This is a genomic window from Metabacillus lacus (assembly GCF_009674805.1).
GTDB lineage: Bacteria > Bacillota > Bacilli > Bacillales > Bacillaceae > Metabacillus_C > Metabacillus_C lacus.
Window position 1 is genome coordinate 15803 of sequence record NZ_WKKI01000035.1, and the last position, 19451, is coordinate 35253.

At 39.6% G+C, this 19451-nt stretch carries 20 protein-coding genes, 1 tRNA gene and 1 pseudogene; 18 read left to right on the forward strand and 4 right to left on the reverse strand.

Features of this window, described 5'->3' with window-relative positions; translation table 11 throughout:
- Nucleotides 1-54 precede the first annotated feature (54 nt).
- Nucleotides 55-750, forward strand: a complete 696-nt coding sequence (locus tag GJU40_RS15115; RefSeq protein ID WP_154308906.1) for a class I SAM-dependent methyltransferase — start codon at nucleotides 55-57, stop codon at nucleotides 748-750.
- 188 nt (nucleotides 751-938) lie between these two features.
- Here the strand turns inward: GJU40_RS15115 and GJU40_RS15120 are convergent, their stop codons facing one another.
- Together GJU40_RS15120 and GJU40_RS15130 are read right to left on the reverse strand one after the other, a co-directional pair.
- On the reverse strand, nucleotides 939-1415 hold the full coding sequence (locus tag GJU40_RS15120; protein WP_154308907.1) for a hypothetical protein: 477 nt from the start codon (nucleotides 1413-1415) through the stop codon (nucleotides 939-941).
- 981 nt (nucleotides 1416-2396) lie between these two features.
- The gene (locus tag GJU40_RS15130; RefSeq protein ID WP_154308909.1) at nucleotides 2397-2684 is read right to left on the reverse strand and encodes an LSm family protein; all 288 of its coding nucleotides are present in this window, start codon (nucleotides 2682-2684) and stop codon (nucleotides 2397-2399) included.
- Nucleotides 2685-2950: 266 nt separating this feature from the next.
- Here GJU40_RS15130 and GJU40_RS15135 point away from each other — a divergent pair.
- The 11 genes and pseudogenes from GJU40_RS15135 (at nucleotide 2951) to GJU40_RS15185 (ending at nucleotide 11526) form a co-directional block, all read left to right on the forward strand.
- A tRNA-Val gene (locus GJU40_RS15135) sits at nucleotides 2951-3023 on the forward strand.
- A gap of 324 nt (nucleotides 3024-3347) precedes the next feature.
- Nucleotides 3348-3602: pseudogene (locus GJU40_RS21575) on the forward strand (phage integrase SAM-like domain-containing protein); the annotation flags it as partial.
- A gap of 15 nt (nucleotides 3603-3617) precedes the next feature.
- A complete protein-coding gene (locus GJU40_RS21580; protein ID WP_425481231.1) occupies nucleotides 3618-3869 on the forward strand; it encodes a tyrosine-type recombinase/integrase in 252 nt (83 codons plus the stop codon).
- Nucleotides 3870-4173: 304 nt separating this feature from the next.
- Nucleotides 4174-4383 carry a hypothetical protein gene (locus tag GJU40_RS15145; protein WP_154308911.1) on the forward strand — a complete coding sequence of 70 codons (210 nt, stop codon included), beginning with the start codon at nucleotides 4174-4176 and terminating at the stop codon, nucleotides 4381-4383.
- Nucleotides 4384-4936: 553 nt separating this feature from the next.
- Entirely contained in the window at nucleotides 4937-6577 is a 1641-nt protein-coding gene (locus GJU40_RS15155) for a DUF6119 family protein (protein ID WP_154308913.1), read from the forward strand.
- A 180-nt stretch (nucleotides 6578-6757) separates the two neighbouring features.
- Entirely contained in the window at nucleotides 6758-6940 is a 183-nt protein-coding gene (locus GJU40_RS15160) for a hypothetical protein (RefSeq protein ID WP_154308914.1), read from the forward strand.
- A gap of 46 nt (nucleotides 6941-6986) precedes the next feature.
- On the forward strand, nucleotides 6987-7442 hold the full coding sequence (locus tag GJU40_RS15165) for a hypothetical protein (RefSeq protein WP_170289428.1): 456 nt from the start codon (nucleotides 6987-6989) through the stop codon (nucleotides 7440-7442).
- Between the two features lie 73 nt (nucleotides 7443-7515).
- On the forward strand, nucleotides 7516-8106 hold the full coding sequence (locus GJU40_RS15170; RefSeq protein WP_154308916.1) for a hypothetical protein: 591 nt from the start codon (nucleotides 7516-7518) through the stop codon (nucleotides 8104-8106).
- A gap of 1148 nt (nucleotides 8107-9254) precedes the next feature.
- Complete coding sequence (locus GJU40_RS15175) at nucleotides 9255-10004, forward strand: methionine ABC transporter ATP-binding protein (protein WP_154308917.1); 750 nt, start codon at nucleotides 9255-9257, stop codon at nucleotides 10002-10004.
- The gene (locus tag GJU40_RS15180; protein WP_154308918.1) at nucleotides 9997-10659 is read left to right on the forward strand and encodes a methionine ABC transporter permease; all 663 of its coding nucleotides are present in this window, start codon (nucleotides 9997-9999) and stop codon (nucleotides 10657-10659) included. Before GJU40_RS15175 ends, GJU40_RS15180 begins: the two co-directional genes overlap by 8 nt.
- 18 nt (nucleotides 10660-10677) lie before the next feature.
- A complete protein-coding gene (locus tag GJU40_RS15185) occupies nucleotides 10678-11526 on the forward strand; it encodes a MetQ/NlpA family ABC transporter substrate-binding protein (RefSeq protein WP_154308934.1) in 849 nt (282 codons plus the stop codon).
- A 310-nt stretch (nucleotides 11527-11836) separates the two neighbouring features.
- Here the strand turns inward: GJU40_RS15185 and GJU40_RS15190 are convergent, their stop codons facing one another.
- On the reverse strand, nucleotides 11837-12541 hold the full coding sequence (locus GJU40_RS15190) for an alpha/beta fold hydrolase (RefSeq protein WP_154308935.1): 705 nt from the start codon (nucleotides 12539-12541) through the stop codon (nucleotides 11837-11839).
- Between the two features lie 1069 nt (nucleotides 12542-13610).
- Here GJU40_RS15190 and GJU40_RS15195 point away from each other — a divergent pair.
- From GJU40_RS15195 to GJU40_RS15210, 4 genes are all read left to right on the forward strand, one after another.
- Complete coding sequence (locus tag GJU40_RS15195; RefSeq protein WP_154308919.1) at nucleotides 13611-14087, forward strand: hypothetical protein; 477 nt, start codon at nucleotides 13611-13613, stop codon at nucleotides 14085-14087.
- Nucleotides 14081-14575, forward strand: coding sequence for a hypothetical protein (locus GJU40_RS15200; protein ID WP_154308920.1), 495 nt, complete (start codon nucleotides 14081-14083; stop codon nucleotides 14573-14575). Before GJU40_RS15195 ends, GJU40_RS15200 begins: the two co-directional genes overlap by 7 nt.
- Nucleotides 14576-14716: 141 nt before the next feature.
- A complete protein-coding gene (locus tag GJU40_RS15205) occupies nucleotides 14717-15733 on the forward strand; it encodes a S66 family peptidase (protein ID WP_154308921.1) in 1017 nt (338 codons plus the stop codon).
- A gap of 110 nt (nucleotides 15734-15843) precedes the next feature.
- On the forward strand, nucleotides 15844-16290 hold the full coding sequence (locus GJU40_RS15210) for an ASCH domain-containing protein (RefSeq protein WP_154308922.1): 447 nt from the start codon (nucleotides 15844-15846) through the stop codon (nucleotides 16288-16290).
- A gap of 194 nt (nucleotides 16291-16484) precedes the next feature.
- Here GJU40_RS15210 and GJU40_RS15215 read toward each other — a convergent pair whose 3' ends face one another.
- Nucleotides 16485-17534, reverse strand: coding sequence for an NAD(P)/FAD-dependent oxidoreductase (locus GJU40_RS15215; protein WP_154308923.1), 1050 nt, complete (start codon nucleotides 17532-17534; stop codon nucleotides 16485-16487).
- A 133-nt stretch (nucleotides 17535-17667) separates the two neighbouring features.
- Between GJU40_RS15215 and GJU40_RS15220 the strand changes: the two genes are divergently transcribed.
- Nucleotides 17668-18510, forward strand: a complete 843-nt coding sequence (locus GJU40_RS15220; protein WP_154308924.1) for an ABC transporter ATP-binding protein — start codon at nucleotides 17668-17670, stop codon at nucleotides 18508-18510.
- Nucleotides 18464-19393 carry an iron-hydroxamate ABC transporter substrate-binding protein gene (locus GJU40_RS15225; RefSeq protein ID WP_154308925.1) on the forward strand — a complete coding sequence of 310 codons (930 nt, stop codon included), beginning with the start codon at nucleotides 18464-18466 and terminating at the stop codon, nucleotides 19391-19393. The genes GJU40_RS15220 and GJU40_RS15225 overlap by 47 nt, the downstream gene beginning before the upstream one ends.
- The last annotated feature ends 58 nt before the right edge of the window (nucleotides 19394-19451 follow it).

Here is a 19451-nt window from a genome sequence, read left to right on the forward strand (position 1 = left end):
TTCCCGTCTCAGCTCATAGAATTTCCATAGAAGAAACACAAATGGAGGAAGAATATGAGCTATTTGGCGTTTTTAGCGAGTTTTGGAGTGAGCGGAGCCCATCCCGGAGGTTTTCGTTTAACAAAGAAAATGCTGGCTACACTTGGGCTGCGGGAGGATATGAATATACTTGATGCAGGCTGCGGAACAGGTGAGACCGCTGCCTATATCGCTGAAACCTGGGGTGCAAAAGTCAGCTGTATTGAACTCAATCCGCTGATGGCCGATAAGGCGGAAAAAAGAATGGCTGACAGAGGGCTGCAGATGAACATACACAGGGGCTCTGTTGAAGACATGCCCTACGAAGATAATCAGTTTGATCTTGTTCTGTCGGAATCAGTGCTTGCCTTTGTGAAAAAGCCTGCTGCTTTGAGAGAGATGCACAGGGTGCTTAAAAAGAATGGAGTGCTGATTGCCAATGAACTGACCCTGCTGAATCGGCTGCCAGCTCATAGTGAACGGGAAATTGCGGATACCTATGGGTTGGATACTGTCCTGCAGCAAGAGGATTGGATACAGCTCTTATTCAACAGCGGATTCTCACACCTTCATACATTTCGCGAGGAGCCGATGTGGCAGCAGGCACAGCATGACTATCAGCCTTCTGTGAACCTGCCTCCTGAATTGATTGAAAACTACAAGCAGCATTTGCTCATCATGGGAAAATATCAGGAGCATCTTTCCTATAAAATTTTTCAGGGCAGAAAATAAGAGAGACTTGCGGTTCTCTTTAGGTGGGTGAGAGTTAAAGGCTCTTTTCGCATAGATTGTTGCTAATTTGATCATCCTCAGCTAAAGGTTAATTGAATACTGGAACAAAAGAAGTCCGAAAACGTGGCATAGATGTCTTCAATCATTGAGAAACTGCCTCCTGAAAAAGTATTTTAACAGATAGATTACTACCAATAAGGTTGTTTCATCTCAGTAACCACACCAGAACGAGGATGCACTAAAAAGTACCTTCCGTCGCCTTCAAAGTGGTAATCCCGATAACTTATAAAGCACCGCGAATCTTCCGTATATATAGGAACAGTATCTCTGTACCTTCTTTCTTCATTATGTACAACAATGTGAGACACGTCATACGCACTTTCATAAACCAATTGTCTAGCCTGTTCAAAAGTGTAGGTCGGTTTGAAAAAAATAAAGAGTAATAGAGGAATAGTAAACAATATGACTAAAGTTGGCTTTGCCCTTTTATTCCTCATTTCTTGTTTGGAATAATAGTAAGAGGCTAAAACCCTAAACATCATAAATGGGATTAATAGACCTAAATTGAACACTCCCCTATAAAGAGTAGAATTTATAAATAAAAAGATGCATAATTCCAAAATTGTTGCACTTAAAATGTAATAGAAATACTTTTTTGGTCTCATTAATTACCTCCTCAGTAAACTGTGTTTTAAGCTATTCTCAGTCTCATTAAGATAGGACCTTGCAATCTATATTACCACAAAAAGTAAATTATTCCTTGCGTTTCCGATAGCAAGAATCTTAACGAAAAAAGCCAAATTAAAAACAACAGTCAACAAGGTAACGGTTCTTGCCCCGTTGCCTCTTTACCATTACTGTCAGGAAATCATTTTCATTCTTTGCTCATTGTTTTAGACTAAGTATACAGGTATGCGTGTCATTAACAGTCATAATTGAGCCTTATTGCTTCGTCAGACCTGGCAGGACAAAGGCAATAAGATTTCTTCTGATTTTAACTACTCTGTGTTCATCAATGCTCTTTTTAAAGACAGAGCATTATCCTCCTCTAATGTACCGTATCCTTGTGTTGAGTTATCACTAATCATTGCAGCGGTATCATCGGGATTGAACCATATTCTATAGTTATAAAGTCTCTCAGGCATATTCTGATCATACAAATGGAAAAGCGTAACCGTGAAATCCTCTTTTCTTGCCATTTCTGGTTCTACGTCTGGTCTCCACTTCACATGATCAAGTGAGTTTTTAATTGTATGAATTGTTTCTAAGTCTGTTATGATTTTTTCTTTGTTTTCATTTGGATTTTGAACGTCTATTCTCTTTATTCTTCTAATTTTATGATCCCTTCTTGTTCACTACAAGCTGAGACGAACAACAGTAATATCAAAATGGAAGTAAAATTAAATATCCCTTTCATCAAATTCCCCCTCAATATATACTGACGTAAAAAGCATAAAAAAGTTCCTTTAGGTTATAAAATCGCACTTAAGCTAGTTTTAATGAAATTTTTAATTTTATTTTAAACAGCTCTATATCAATGAAAAATGACCTATCAGGAAATTACTGATAGGTCTGCGATTTTGTATACTATTTGTCTTCTTATCCCTATAAAGAGAACCCGTTACGAAATCCCGCAAGTCTTCTTCTCAGATAAAGAAAGGGAAAAACGGGCCAAAGCGTCTTACACCGAAGAATGGAAATCCGAACAAGCCAAAAGGTCCGAAGAACGGAAAGAAGAAGCGGTCATCTTCCCGGCTGGCTTGCTGATTTGCACTCATGTTCGGCATAAGCATATACATCTTTTCATTATCATAGCTGTGAAGAATTCCCTGATAAACGGATCCGTCCGTTAATTCAAGCTGAATCGGCTGATACATATGTTTTTTACAATTCTCCATCATAGAATAAGTGTCTCTGTTTTCAATTTCATGCATGTTGATGATCTCCTCCTGTTATGGGCTTCGCTTTACGATATGCCCAGGGGGCTTTTTTGGTGAATGGTGAGGAAGGGAGAGGTTTGCAAGGGGAAAACTGAGTGGGATTGCTCGCGATGACAGTTTGTCAGGAATGCTGCATACGGGGTTACTTACTTTAAGCTCAATGCGGGCGAGGCTAATATTGCATGAATAAAAAATATCTTTTTTATTGACGCGGAATACCTTTCTGACTATAATAGAGAAAGTCAGTAACTTCATATTACGATTCCGTAGCTCAGCCGGGAGAGCGCTACCTTGACAGGGTAGAGGTCGCTGGTTCGATCCCAGTCGGAATCATCACGAAGAGCGAAAGCGTTGGTATTACTGCGTTTTCGCTCTTTTTCGTTTCGTTGTATTGTTGCGTTGACTTGTCGTTGACTTGACGCAGATAACAGCTATTCGAAAAAGCAGATAACACGTCCGTTCATTACGATAAAAATTCGTATTGAAATGGCGTGTTTTTTTGTTGTCCGAAAAACATTCGGAAAGGCGAAAGGGAAAGCGGGTGAAAGCCGCAAGAAGCGGCGTCACTACGTCTTCAATCTATGATTTAGACGTTTTATTCCAAAACTACTATGAAGCAAAACTTGCCGAAGGTGAGCAAAACTAACGCTTGAAAAGTACCGACTTATTTACGAAAACGTATGCAAATATTTGGACGTTCACGGCATAGGACGAGATATCCGAAATATCGACGTTGACCTAGTTCGAAAATATATTTCGTGGTTGCTTAAAGATTACGTTCAGTTCAAAGAGCATAAATTCAAGCCCGATTATTCGAAGAAAAAAGGATTATCGCCGACAACGACAAACGATTACTTGAAGACGTTGCGGACATTTTTCCGATTCCTTTTTGAAGAAAATAAGATTGACGAGAATCCATATGAAGTCGTGAACAGTGTCAAACACACGGATACTGAAATAGTTGTATTATCCGTCGAAGAATTAAAAGCGTTACTTGATGCCCCAGACAAACGATCTTACACAGGTTTTCGGGACTATGTGCTAATGACGCTTTTAATCGATACAATGACCCGAATTAACGAAGCATTGTCATTGAAGATTTCGGACATAAACTTTTCGAATTACACGGTTACGGTTCGGGCATCAATTGCAAAGAATCGAAAAGCGCAACCGCTATAAATACATGAGCGAAGACGACATTGACCGAGAAATTGCGGAACTTGACCGAGAAAGTCCTTGAAGGCGGTGCAAAATGACCGCCCTTCGTGACGACGTTCCCCAAACTGTAAATTCGATAGACTTCGAAGTTCATTCGAATCGTGGGCAACGTTGGTTCAAAAGTGAAAAGGAAGAATTCAACCGCCGCATATTACACGCAGAAACGTTGCTTCGGAATGATGAACCGAACAACGTTTTTGTTATTGCGAAAGTATGCAAATTGTCGGTTTTAACAGTCCGAGACCTTAAAAGGGGGTTGAAGTAAATGCCGAAACAACGCGAATACTGGACGAATATTTGTCAAACGAACGGGGTCAATATTGACGGACTTGGACGCCAGGACATTGAGGTCAAAGCCCTTCGTTCGCTTGGATATGTCGGCACGTTGAACGATATGCGGCGGACATTCTATTTCGAACGGACTGGTGATTCATTTCTTGCCGACGCAATAGCAAAAAACAATCCAAATATATAAAACTTTGATTCGGGCGGCGGCTTCGTCCAATCGTAAAATATAAAATAAAACAGAGTTGTTTTTATTATTGCTTAAATGTTAGAAGTATATTCAAAAATCGAATCCAACGGTTCTTTCGTTGTTGCGAATTCTATGCCGCTTCATTCGGGGGCTTATGGAATCCCCGTCAAAGGAAGTATTGAAGTTTCGAATCTTACGGCGGGCGAATCCGTTGCAATCACGGCGGACGGCGTTCAAGTCGTAAACGTTGCTGAAAACGGGGTTCATTCCTTCAAATTTAGGACAAAACGAAATATGGACTCCAACATTGTTGAAGTTGGATATTCCGTTTCGGGCGTTGGGGTTGCCGACGTGAAGATTGTTCTTGACGTTCCCAATCCGTAAATAATCACTGGGGCGCCTTCGGGCGTTTCATGCATTCTACGATAAAGGGGGGATTCAAAGAGCCTTCATCTGATAGTTCAAAATAACTGGAATTATGTGAAAATATGAAAAAATATGGTATAATTTAGTTAGTTGGTAGATAGGTGTTTTAGCAAATAGGGGGATCGAAATGAGAGAAATAAAACACAAATTTGCAATATATAAAATTAAAGATGATGTAGCCTGTAATAAAAGTTTGGAGGATAAAGGTTTTGAACAGATAAAATGTAAAGATGTCAGTTATAAACTTTATATGAATAAAAAATCAAAACCACCCAAATGGGAAAATATGCTCTCACAAGTTGCTCAAAACCCTAATGATATAAAAAGGAAAAATGAAAATTCTTCTTTCGTTTTGTTAAAAACTATTGATAAACAAGTTTACGCCTTTACAGGAGGTAGTGGCTTTTTTGCAATACAAAAATCAATAGATAACGATTTTGGAATGGATTTGATAAGTAAAATTATTGAACCAGACCGAATAAAATATATTCGGCAAAAACCGTTGGCGGGAAAAACGGTTCAAGAGGAAAGTGTATATAAAGAATACTATAACTACAATTTTGATCCAAAAAACTGGGGCAAAATTTCTAAAGAAATACTCGGGGAAATTAACGGTTCCGATATTGAAAAGGCATTTGGAATTGAGATTAGTTCTAAATTTAAGATTCGTTTACAAGGAAAGTCTTCTTTTACAATAAATAGGAGTCTTACATTGGAGCAACTTGATACCGTGCTTCAAAAATTAAAAGAACTTTCAAGTAAAAAGGATAAATTCCTTTTATATAAGGGGTTTTCTGAAATAAGTAACAGTACTAAGAAAAAGGAGCTTACTTCTAAATTAATTGAAAAATTGAAAGTATTATATGAATCTTATATAAAGCAAGCTACCAACGACGTCGAAACGGAAATTATAATTTCATATTCAGATGTTAGAGATTTTATTCTTTCAGATTACTATTCGATTTCATACAAGGTATCAAAAGAGGATGTAGAAGTACTTAGTCTTGAAGTTATTTTTGAGTTCATGAAAAATAAAGGGATAGAAGAGTTCGAAGAGTATCACCTATCTCAAATAAATATTGCAGGTTTTAGTGAAGAAGAAGAAGAAAAAATTTCAGACAAACTGAAGTCTTTCTTGGTTGCGGATTTTTTAGACGGTGATAAAAATTATTGTTTTGTTGACCAAAAATGGTACCAAGTAAGCCAAGACTTGATTGATATCGCCAATAAAGAAGTGAAAAATATACTGGTAAATTTCTCCATTAAGGATTTCGAGTTACCTAATTGGAAGAAAAAAGGAAAAGGACTTGAAACTGAAGATGATTATATAATGGATGCATGTAAAAAAGACCTAATACAAATGCATAGAGACCATATTAAAATAAAAGGTCATGATAAAGCAGAAGCTTGTGACATTGTTGATCTTCGAAAGGATGAAGCGGTATTCGTTTTTGTTAAAAGAGGATTAGGTACCTCATTACGTGAATTGTTTGCACAAGTAAGAAATTCGATTGAACTATATTCAAAAGATAAAAAATTTCAAGATGATGCAATTACTAAGATAAAAGGAAAACATTCGAAAACATTTGATGTTAATAAAATTGGGGTAGTTCTTGCATTTACGGATCATAGCATTTCAAGAAAAAGGAAAACACCCTTAGAAAAAAGAATTAGCACTGTAGTCAAGTTAGATTTAATACAAACATGTAGTTTTTTAGAAGAAGTGGGTATCAATAATATTATGTTTTACGAAATACCCCATAAATGATTAGGCGATTCCCTCGGGGGGCTTTTTTTGTGTCAATAGAAAACCGCAAATTATAAGACCTCATTCAATTCGTAAAGGGTTGGAGATTTTTTATTTAAATTAATTTCGGGTTATCCCTTAAAATACCAATCTATGTATGTTACCGTTATATTACGAATATTTCGAAAGGCGGGAAACATTTTGTTGAAATTTATAATTGTTGCGGGTGCATTGACGATAGGACTTGCGGCGTCCATTATGAACTTTAACGAAGACAAAGTGGAAGCACAACCGAAGGATCACAAAATCGAATCACAAATCAAAGTTAAGGCGAAGGAGGAGGAGAAGAAAGTTTACCCGAAGGCGTGGAAAGACGTTTGTTGAACACCCCGATTTCGAAACAAAAGCGAAGGGCTGGATTGCACAAACGTTGTCCGACTTACAATCCGACACACCGCAAAAACATTTCGAAGCTGGATACGACGTCGCATATGACGAATATTTGAAAGCACAATCAATTACGAACGTATTGGGAACGTATATCAAAGTTGAAGGTGGAGACCTCGAAAAAGATTTCAATAATATTTATACATTGGCGACAATCGTTCAAGAAGAACAAGAAATGCGGGCGGCACATTTGGATATTGACGAACTTGAAGCGAAATACGGTACCGACAAGCAAGCGGGCATTCAAGAATGGAAGCCTGCAACCGAACGTCAAGGAATTGCGTTTGATTGTTTGAGGAAATTACTGAACGACGTTGACATTGCTATTAATAAGGAAGGAAACGGAGAAACATTCGGCGTTTCTTATTTCTTGGACGGCGACAAGGTTGAACAAATGGAAAATGACTTGAACGTGGGTGATGATGTAAACATGAGGTAATTCCAGAAAAGGTGGAAAATGTGGACCTAAATGCGCCTCTTTAAACGAGAGAAATGTTGAAAGGTTGTATGAAATGAAAACAACTAATTGGAAACGAATTATTGTTTGGTCTCTTGTTGGGTTAAGTTCAATTTTTATGATTGGTTTTGGTTTTTTGGTAATTGCGTTCATTATGATTGATGATACACAACCGAAAATTGAGAAAGATGAAGCGCGAGAAGCCTATGATATATATAATCAACCTCCAACCGTAGAAGAAATGATTGTTAACCCAAAAGAAACAACAAAAGGGGAGTTTGGTCACCAAACAGTCACGCACTATGAGGGGGAAGGAATTGATTCAGTTGTGGTTGATAAATCTGAATATATGAATGCCAAAGCATTTGTTGACGATCTATACAACTTGTTGAACGGAGATACGGAAAATAGAGTTCCTTGGGATTCAAAATTCGAAAAACAAAAATATTATGCGGGTTCAATTATTGTTTATGTCAATCATTTTGTTAATAACCAAAGCGTCGGGGACTACGAAGCGATACAATTGAGAGAACTTAAAGCTGTTGCGGTAAAAGTTCACAACGCCACAAACGAAGCAGAACAAATAAAACCAATCGAACAATTGAAAATTAAACTTTCGAAAGTTTATTCCTCTTTTGGAAATTAAGTTTGTCCAGTATTAATTATGGAGGGAATAAAAATTGAACGCAGCGGTATATTTCCCTTTACTATTGTCGGAGATCGCAATTTTAAGCGATTTAGTTTTTATTTCGTTGATAGGTGGTCAATTTGTTGCAGATAACTGCCCTTAATCGTTGCAGATAAGAACGCCTATTGATATAATTTGCTATATCGTAATTGAATTGACGTGTTGACTTGTCGGTGACTTCCGTTGATATGATTGAGTTTCGGAAGATTTTCGACGACTTAACGCTTTGTTTCGTGATGAAGCGCTACCTTGACAGGGTAGAGGTCGCTGGTTCGATCCCAGTCGGAATCATACTAGTAAACAAGTCATTTCTTTATTATAAGAGGTGGCTTTTTTATTTTTTAAATCTAGTAATCTCTCAGAAAGAAATGCAAAAGAGTTGAAAGTAAAGGAGAGACGGAGACGGGAATTCTATAAGAAAAGATGTCCCTGCCATTTGTTGCGGAGAGGTTGCAGCACCTCCAGAACTCTAAATAGCCGTAAAAATTCCGCTTAAGCAGCAGATAGCATCCAAACTAGCTTCTAATAGAAGGAGGAATTCCAGCTATGCTCTCAAAAAACCTTAAAATGAAGTCATTTTTTCATCATAAGCGGAATATCTCCTTTTAAATCCCTGAAAATAAGCCGAATTTTACACTTAACGGAAAATTTTCCGCTTATTCTCCACGAGCAAGAATGGAGGTAAACTTCCCTTCGAAAAATAGCTGTAAAAATTCCGCTTAAGCAGCAAATAGCATCCAAACTAGCTTCTAATAGAAGGAGAAATTCCAGTTATGCTCTCAAAAACCTTAAAATGAAGTCATTTTTTCATCATAAGCGGAATATCTCCTTTTATATCCCTGAAAATAAGCCGAATTTTACACTTAACGGAAAATTTTCCGCTTATTCTCCTCATCCAATGTACTGGCGAACGACCCATTTCTTGCGCCTCCTGACTAAACAGACCACACCTCACAAATAGTGCTCTTTAACCCATGATATCCCTGCATCCCCAATAGTGAAAAAGTCCCCGTCACCCAAATCTCTCCAAGTGACAAAAGCAGAGCAGGTAGGCTATAATGAGGGTCGTTGCCATCACCTTTTCAGCTGGAGGAGGGTGTTTTTTTATGATTGAGCTGCGGAGAGTCTCTAAGACATTTGGCCATTTTCAAGCGATTAAGAATATATCGCTGAGTATACCCAAGGGTGAAATTTATGGAATTATCGGGGCGAGCGGTGCAGGTAAATCGACTCTGTTGCGCCTGATGAATATATTGGAGGTTCCTGATTCTGGTGAGGTTGAGGTGAACGGACAGGTTTTGACAAGCCTAAGTGCGAAGGAGCTTCGGCAGGCGCGCAAGTCAATCGGCATGATTTTTCAGCATTTTCATCTTGTGCTGAATAAAACCGTATTTGACAATGTGGCTGTGTCCCTGGAACTAGCTGGCGTACATAAGCAGAATCGGAGAAAAAGAGTGGAAGAGTGCCTGGATTTTGTCGGCCTCAAACATTTGGAGAGCAGCTTTCCAAGCCAGTTAAGCGGAGGGCAGAAACAGCGCGTGGCGATTGCCCGTGCGCTGGCAAACAGTCCTCAAGTGCTGCTTTGCGACGAGCCTACTTCTTCACTTGACCCCAACACAACAGCGGAAATTCTTGGTGTGCTGCAGGATGTTCAGCAGCGGCTTGGTGTGACGGTTGTTCTTGTTACACACGAAATGGAAGCAATCAAAAGCATTTGTACGAAAGTCACCGTACTGCATAATGGAGAGGTGTATGACACCATTTCGACAATCCCAAAAGGGGTAGAGCAAAGGGACAATACACCGGATTATTTTGTAAAGCAGCTTGCAGGAAACGGAGAGAAAGACAATGCCTGAGATTCTACTTCAATATCAAGGAGCTATCTGGCAGGCGATAGGCGAAACTTTTATCATGGTGGGCGTTTCTATCCTGGCGGCCATATTGGCGGGTTTGCCCCTTGGCACATTGCTGTTTCTTTGCCGAAAAGGGCAGCAGCTGGAAAATCAACTGATTTTCTCCACTCTGAATCTGCTCGTAAATATTACCCGTTCATTTCCATTCCTGCTGCTGGTTGTGTTCCTGATTCCCTTTACGAGACTGATTATCGGAACCGCCATCGGGACTGCAGCAGCTACGGTTCCGCTTGCGATTATAGCGATTGCCCATTACTCCCGGCTTGTTGAGCAGTCACTGCTTGATGTTCCCAAGGGTGTATTGGAGGCTGCTGTTTCCATGGGGGCTTCCGTGAGAGAAGTTGTATTTAAATTTTTGTATGTAGAGGCAAGGTCGGGACTGGTGCTGGGGTTAACAACATCCATTATTAGTTTTATTTCGTATTCGACCATAATGGGTGTGGTTGGCGGCGGAGGAATTGGAGATTTTGCCATCCGCTATGGCTATCAGCAATTTAAAACAGATTTAATGATGTACATGATTTTTATCATGATCGTTCTGGTGCAGCTCATCCAGTTTACTGGCATGACAGTCGCCAGGCTGATCGACAAAAGGTAACAACAGGAGGAATTTATGATGAAAAAGAAATTATCTTTTCTGCTCATGATGATGAGCTTAGCAGTATTAGTGCTGGCTGCATGCGGCGGAAATAACAGCAATACCGGAGAAATAGAGGATGAAACAGCGGAGAAAACGGAACAGGAAAATGTTACTTTAAAGGTGGCATCACTCATTCCGCCAATGACAGAAATTCTTGAGCTGGTTCAGCCGATATTGGAAGAGGATGGCGTCACTCTTGATATTCAAGTACTGGGTGATAATGTCCAGCCAAATCAGGCACTTGCGAGCAATGAAGTGGACGCAAATTTCTTCCAGCACGTTCCGTATATGGAACAGTTCAATGCATCCAATGAAGCGAACCTGGTTCCTGTCAAAGCGATCTACTATGCCAACTACGGGGTATACGCTAAAAACTTTGATAACATCGATGAACTGCCGGAAGGGTCTGTCATTGCGATTGCAAACGACGTCTCAAATATTGACCGTTCCCTCAAGCTGCTGAATCAGCATGGAGTTATTACGCTTGGCGAAAAAACAGATACTTACTATACGCAGGCTGATATTATTGAAAACCCTAAAAATTATCAGCTGAAAGAAGTGGACTTACTTATGCTGGCGAGAATGTATGATGACGCAGATGCTGTTGTCATGACGCCTGCTTATGCCTCACCGCTTGGCTTGACGCCTAAGAGCGACGCCCTTCTGACAGAAGGAACAGACAATGACTTTGCGATTACACTTGTAGCACGCGAAGACAACAAAGAATCAGAAGCCATTCAAAAATTGGCAGAGGCGATGACAAGTGAAGCTGTCCGCCAATTCCTTGAAGAAGAATATGATGAAACGGCCATTCCTGCTTTTTAAGGCTGTATGAAGAAAGCCCTCATTTCTAACAAGAAATGGGGGTTTTTTATAGAACTGATCCACTGATTATGTGCGAAAAATTGCGCTGAAGTGATGGAGGCGAGTTTTAATAGAAGGCTCTATTCTTATAAATTGTTGTTATTTTGACCAACCTTTTGCTAGGTGCTACAATCCTGCCATGGGAGGGGGGTATATGTGTAAAAAATGGTGACCAAGGAACGAGTTAACCAAATGCTTTTAAAAAACAGCCAGCTCCATTGAGAAGTGACTGTATATGATGATAAAACAGATTAAGTTTTCAATATTTGTTTTACTCGCTTATAATCCACTCTTCCAACGTGGTGTTAAAAAGTCTAGGGTCAGCTAAAGAAAAACCATGACCAATTTTAGGGATTATAAGACCTTTACAGTTAGGATTTTTCTCAATCATTTCCTTCATTGAGTCCTTCATGATTTTTCTCTCTTTCTCTCCTACAGTCACTAATATTTTGCTATTAGAGCTCTCAAAACTACTTGGTATCTTAAATGACATGTTTTCATTCATAATCCTTACGAACGCATCCTTGTTTATTTGACAACTCTCTTGAAAATAAATGCCTTGGTAATCTTTATCTATGTACATTGATTTTGCTTGAATTTTGGAAAATGCTTTATATCTTACAAGCGGAAATGCAAACATCATTGATTTGATTAGTGTATTAGCAAAAGGAACCGACTGAACTAAAGCACTGTTAATCATAGCGAAATCAATCAGGTTGGGCTTCTTACTGAGCATTGCAATTAAAACTTGAGCACCTAACGAGAAACCTATGACGATAACACGTTTTCCTTTGCCTTTTTCTTCGATTAACTCATTAAGTTCATCAGCAACATCATTTATCTTAAATTGTATTCCCTTTTTACTTCGTCCGTGTTCAGGCATATCTGGAACCAAGCAGTGAAAATTCGAGCAAAAGTGTTCAATTTGCTTATCCCACATCCAACCACTTACTCCGCCGCCATGCACAAATACCATCAGTGCAGAATTTTCAACTCCATATTCATTATAGTGCAATTCAAATTCACCTCCGAATTCACAGATTCTACAACTTTATTCATACAACAAGAAAAATAAGTATACCTTTTCTTATGATAAAGCAAAAAACATAAAGAAAACAGCCTCATAGAAAGGAGCACGGATAATTGACGCAACATCCAAAATGGATAACGTCCAGCAGGGATTGTAGGAGAGCAAGTAGAATTATAATAGTTTGCAATCTTCCAACCTGGTTGGTTATTTGCAGAAAAAAAACCATCCATATAATGAGTTGAATAGCATACAAAGCGAAAGCGATGAAGTGCTCTAATGGAATGAATGAAAGAAGATAGGAGATATTCTTGTGTTAGTATTTTTGCTTCATATTTCGATCAGTTTCATGGTGTTAGGAATTTCATTGATTCCAGCACAAATAGTAGAAGTGAAGAAGAGTTCAGTCCTGAAAAACACCGTTGGGTTGTCTGGGCTATTAGGAATTATGTTAGTAGGTACAGGTATTTATATTGGAGGAGGAGAGTCTTTACAGCCATATTTTTATATAACATTTATAGTGCAATTGTTGATTCTTTGTTTCTTCATTATTCTCTATTCTCTTTATAAAAAGTCGGGGTATTCAACATTTATCAATATCTTTTGTATTTTCTTAGCAGCACTCAGTCACTTCATGTATGGTTACTATATTGTCGCGAGTTTTCTTTATTGATTTGGTGTTTTTGAGGTTGCATCGTATGTAATTTCAGAAATGGTATCTAAAATAAGGAGAGGACTGCATAATGCTATTGATACTTTTACTTGTCGTACCGTTATTAGGTGTACTATGGTTTATAAATTTTACTGCTTTTTTAACGAATTTGAAAAATGATAAAAGCACTCATAATCAAATACTGTTGGGAAGTGCTCTCACTTTTATTTTTATCTTCGCTGTCATTTATTTTTATGTTGGCACTGTACATTGACCCAAGAAAAGCAGGTTATATAGTTCAGCAAGTTTGAAGAATACTTTTCCATCCTGGGGAGAATCTAATAAAAAATAACTAGGGTGGTCCTGATGGGATTTGAAGTATTCTTTTTTGCGAGCTGGCTGGCTGTGTCATATTTTTTGCTGATGAAAAAGCGTCTTTCCTTCCAGGAAAATGCCTTTGTACTGATGCTGTGCCTGATTGTTAACATCCAATACACCTGGATCGTCTTTGAGGAATTTGAAAGAATCCAAAGTTCCCAAGATCCCTTTCAATATATTGCCTTCCTTATGAATCGGAGTGTAATTTTCCCACTCGTCATAACGATCTTGATGAATGCGGCATTCTCGATGAAAAGCCTGAACAAGAGAATCCTGATTCTAGCTCTGTCAGTTGCTGTATTAACAGCTCTTTCTGCACTATCCTTACTGTTTGAAATCATCTCATTCTCTCATTGGAACCTCTTGTATGATGCCATTTATTTTACTTTGCTTAACATTGCTGTTTACTTCGGGCTGCGCGGCTTTCATTCTCTAGAGAAGAAGGGTGTGAGAAGTACATGGTAATGTGGGAACAATTTGATCATAATGAAGTGTGGCTTCTGGTGATGAATGGCATTGCCTATTTTATCCTTTACTTGATCCGCAATCGTTTTTCACATAGCACCCTGATTTTGAGCCTGCTTTGGGGACTAAGCATAGGAACCATTTTTGACTTTACCCTGGGCGGGGGCCTGATGGACTTTTATAGAGTGAACGACCTGGACCGATATGAAGGTGGAGATGTTCTGTATTACCTTTTATTTGCACCTTTCGGATATTTTTATCTTTATTTTTCCGAAGTGCTGAAAGTGCGGGGCAAAGGAGTCATACTCTACATCTTGAGCTGGGCACTGATTGGTCTTTTCATGCAATGGCTGTTCACTTTGACCGATATTCTGACATTGCAAAGAGGATATAAGCTGACTTATTCTTTTCCGGTGTTTCTGGTCACACAATCCCTCACAGCCCTGTTTATTCAATCCTTGAAAAGCAAGAAACGAAAAAATAACTGATGCTTGGGAGATACCATTTAAGATAGAAGAAAGGAGGGCGCCTGTATATTGTGTATAGGCACTTTCTTTTTATTATGGAAAATTATTCTTATCCCACTGCATTCCTGCTACACTGTTAGAAAAGCAATGGGGGAGAGCCCAATGATACAGTATCCGGTATTAGCAGCAGACGCAGTTGTCGGAGTAACCGCACCTTCTTCCGGGGTACCTGAGGAACTGCATGACTTGCTGAAAACAGCGAGCATGCGGCTCAGACGGCAAGGACATGAAGTGATCATTCAAGAAACTGCCTGGACGCAGGAAAGTGTAAGGTCAGCGCCAGCAGCGAAAAGAGCGGAAGAATTTCATGAACTCATGAAGAATGACAAAGTTGGATTAATTTTACCTCCGTGGGGAGGAGAGCTGCTGATAGAAGCTCTGGAGTTTATCAACTTCGCGGACTTGAAGAACAAATGGGTACTCGGTTACTCTGATACCAGCACTCTTTTGCTTGCGATTACGCTTCAGACGGGGATAGCTACTGCGCACGGAACCAATCTGATTGATTTAAGAGGGGAATATACCGACCTCACTACAGGTATGTGGAAAAAAGTACTGTCTACCCAACGGGGAAGTTTCATCCTCCAAACATCTTCATCACACTATCAGAAGCAATGGAAGCATGATGAGCCTTCACCGTGTGTGTTTCATTTAACAGAGCTTACAGAATGGAAAACAGTTTCTGGAAAGCCTGCTGTTATGAAGGGCAGGCTGCTGGGTGGCTGTGTAGATACTATTAGACACTTAATCGGGACTCCCTACGGAGATGTAAAGTCCTTTCGGAACACATATTTGCCGGGAAAACCCCTTCTTTGGTATATGGAGAACTGTGAGCTTTCTCCCACTGATCTGCGGCGTTCGCTTGTTCAAATGAAATATGCAGGCTGGTTCGAAAATTGTGGGGGAGTGCTGTTCGGTAGAAGTGCCGTCAACGCTTCTGTTGACGGATATTCAGCAGAGAATGTGTACAGGGAGCTGGCAGAGGAGCTGGGAGTTCCTGTCGTTTATGATATTGACTGCGGACATCAGCCGCCGCAGATTACGTTTATCAATGGTGCCTGGGCTGAAGCGGAAGTGGATCCTGCCGGAAAAGGGACGATCTTGCAGCACTTTATTTAACAGCAAAGCTATGTTAATGACTGTTTTTAATATTTTCGAATATATGTTTTTATTTAACTAAAGGTGCAGGATAGAGAAAAATAACTAATAAATTAAAGGACTAATTTAATATGAATAATAAGGTAAATCAATTTTGGGATAAGTTTTGTTTAACGAATAATAAAAAAGGCATTGAATATAAAGAGGCTTTTCAATTTGGAATTTCTGCTGATTGGTTAGCCAGTTTAGTTGTTGAAGGAAAGAAGACAGCGACAACTTCAGGTTACTTGTTTTATGAGTTAGTTAATGAAGCCCTACCTAAAGTGGGTGAATATAATATTGTTTTAGATGGTCAGGAAGAACCTGTTGCAGTTATTCAAATTCAATCTGTTGAAGTTGTCCCTATGAATGAGGTAACAGAGGAATTTGCTTTAGCAGAAGGTGAAGGTGATTATCGTTTTTGGTGGGAAGCACACGAAAAGTTCTTTACCGAATTATTAAAAGAGTACAAAATGGAATTTTCACCAGATATGTTAGTTGTATGTGAACGATTTGAGAATGTATATTCAAAAAAGTAGATAAATAAGATTAAAGTAAAGTATTCGGGTAGATTTAATTTTGGTTAGCAAGGGCTCTTTCGCTGACGGGTAAGCGTTAGTTGTACGAGACATCTATAAAAACGAAAAATACTTCAAAAAATCGGAAGTCTTTTCATAATAAAAAATACACAAAAAGCTGTCCACATGGATTTTCCAATGGACAGCTTTCTATTTTAACTAAACATTTTCTTTACAAGTTCTTTGTTGCGTTTTTTAAAGACTTCATTATGGGAAGAAACCATCGCCACTTCACTTGCCTGCGGTTCAATATACTGTTTTGCTTTATTAACTGCATTTGCCGCGTCCTGAAATGTACCTGTAATCAAGTTCAGCTTTCCATCGTATTTGGCAATGTCACCTGCCGCATATAATCCAGGTATGGAAGATTCGCAGAACGAGGTGCTTTTGATATAAAAGTTGTCTATCATCTCAATGTCTAGCTCACTGTTGTTCAAGAGAGAAGCGTCATGTTCGAAACCATGGTTGATAATGACGTCATCAACAGGGATTACTTTGCATTCTCCGCTCTCACAGTGGGTCAGCTGTACTTTGTCTATTGCTTCATGAGAATCTGCGGCTACAAGCTTTGTAATGCTGCAGTGAAAAAAGCATTTTGCAGTGCTGTTCATCAGCTGGGAAACCTGGGCTTCATGACCGGAGAATTCCGGTTTCCGGTGCGTGATGTACACTTCTTCAGCAATCGGCTCTAATTCGTTTGCCCAGTCGATGGCTGTATTTCCGCCGCCGGAGATTAACACTTTTTTACCTTTAAAATGTTGAAGTGATTTTACGGTATAATGAAGGTTGCTTACTTCAAATCTGTCGGCACCTTCTATATTCAGCTTTTGAGGATTCAGAATGCCGCTTCCTACAGCAACGATCACGGTTTTGGAAAGGTGCTCTGCGCCTGAAGCTGCCTTCAGCAGAAACAAGCCTTCTTCATTTTTTGAGATGGACGTAATTTTCTCGTTCAGCACGACAGAAGGTTGAAAAGTAAGCCCCTGCTGGGTCAGCTGCTCAATAAGCTTCGCGCCTGTTATCGGTGTTTGGCCTCCAAGATCCCAGATCATTTTTTCAGGATAAATATGAATTTTTCCTCCGAGCTGAGTTTGATATTCTATAATTTTTGTCTTCATTCCCCGAAGTCCGCTGTAAAAAGCCGAGTATAATCCCGCTGGACCGCCCCCGATAATGGTTACGTCAAACAGATCCATTTCGCTCATGATCGCCACCCTGCCATTCATTTATATGATTTTTCCATTGACAATCATTATCAATAGATTTATAGTTACATTGTATAATAACTGATAATGATTTTCAATATTGTTTACATATTAAAATTTGGAGGCTGATGATATGGCTCGCCTGAATACGGAACAACTGAATATCAGCTACGGTGAACGTCCCATTGTGAAGAACTTGTCCATTGAGATTCCCGATAAGAAAATCACAACAATCATCGGTTCTAACGGATGCGGTAAATCGACTCTTCTTAAAGCGATGACACGTATTATTCCGCAGCAGTCAGGGTCGATAGTTCTGGATGGCGAGAGCATCTCCAAGCAAAGTACAAAAGAGCTTGCAAAAAAAATGGCAATCCTGCCGCAAAATCCGGAAAGTACCAGCGGATTGACTGTGGGAGAGCTTGTTTCATACGGCCGTTTTCCTTATCAAAAGGGATTTGGCAGGCTGTCAAAGAGAGATATTGAGGTTATTAATTGGGCGATGGATGTTACAGGAACTGCCTTTTTCAAACACCATCCCATTGATGCGCTGTCAGGCGGACAGCGTCAGCGTGTATGGATTGCAATGGCGCTGGCACAGGAAACGCCGATGATCTTCCTTGATGAGCCTACAACCTACCTGGATATGGCGCATCAGCTCGAAATCCTTGAGCTTTTACAGAAACTGAACAGAGAGCAGCAAACGACCATTGTAATGGTACTGCATGATCTTAATCAGGCAGCCCGCTTTGCTGATTACATTATTGCATTAAAATTTGGAGAAATTATGAAGGCAGGTTCTCCAGATGAGGTAATCACCAATGAGGTACTTAAAAAGGTATTTCATATTGATGCCGTAATCGGGAAAGATCCGATTACCCTTAAACCTATGTGCATGACTTACAACTTGATTAAAGGAGAAAAACAACATGAAAAAAATTTATATGCCGCTGCTATTAATCGCGCTACTTCTTAGTCTGGCAGCCTGCGGCTCCAATGCCGGGAATGAAGGCTCTGAAAACGGTGAAAATAATCAGGGAAATGATGCAGCTGAAACAATCACATATGAATCTGAAAACGGCGCTGTAGAAGTGCCGGCAGATCCCAAGCGGGTGGTTGTTCTTTCCACTTACACAGGCAGTGTTCTTGCCCTTGATGTTCCGCTTGTCGGTGTTGATGCCTGGTCCAAAATGAATCCGCGCTATGACCTTGAAGGCGTAGAGGAAGTAACAGATGAGAATCTTGAGAAGATTATTGAATTGGACCCTGACTTGATCATCGGCTTGTCTACGATGAAAAATATTGATAAATTAAATGAAATAGCCCCTGTTGTGACATACACTTATGGCAAGCTGGGATACCTCGAGCAGCATGCTGAAATTGGAAAGCTGCTGAATAAGGAAGAAGAAGCACAGGGATGGATTGATGATTTCAAGTCACGCGCTGCTGAAGCAGGTGAAGAAATCAAAGCGAAAATCGGTGAGGATGCTACGGTGTCTGTGATCGAGAATTTTGATAAAGAGTTGTATGTGTTTGGTGACAACTGGGCGCGCGGAACTGAAATTCTTTATCAGGAAATGAAGCTGAACATGCCTGAAAAAGTAAAAGAAACAGCATTGGAGCCTGGCTATTATACACTCTCGCTTGAAGTGCTCCCGGAGTATGCAGGAGATTATATGATTGTCAGCAGAAACGAAGATACAGAAACTTCTTTTATGGAGTCTGAAACGTATAAAAACATTCCGGCAGTCAAAAATGGAAATGCCTTTGTTGCAAATGCGAAAGAGTTCTACTTTAACGATCCGATCTCACTGGATCATCAGCTGGAATTCTTTAAGGAACATTTTCTGGGCAGCTAAACAATAAATGGTGGAGAATGTACACAGAACAAAAGTTGTGTATGTTCCGGGTTATGGC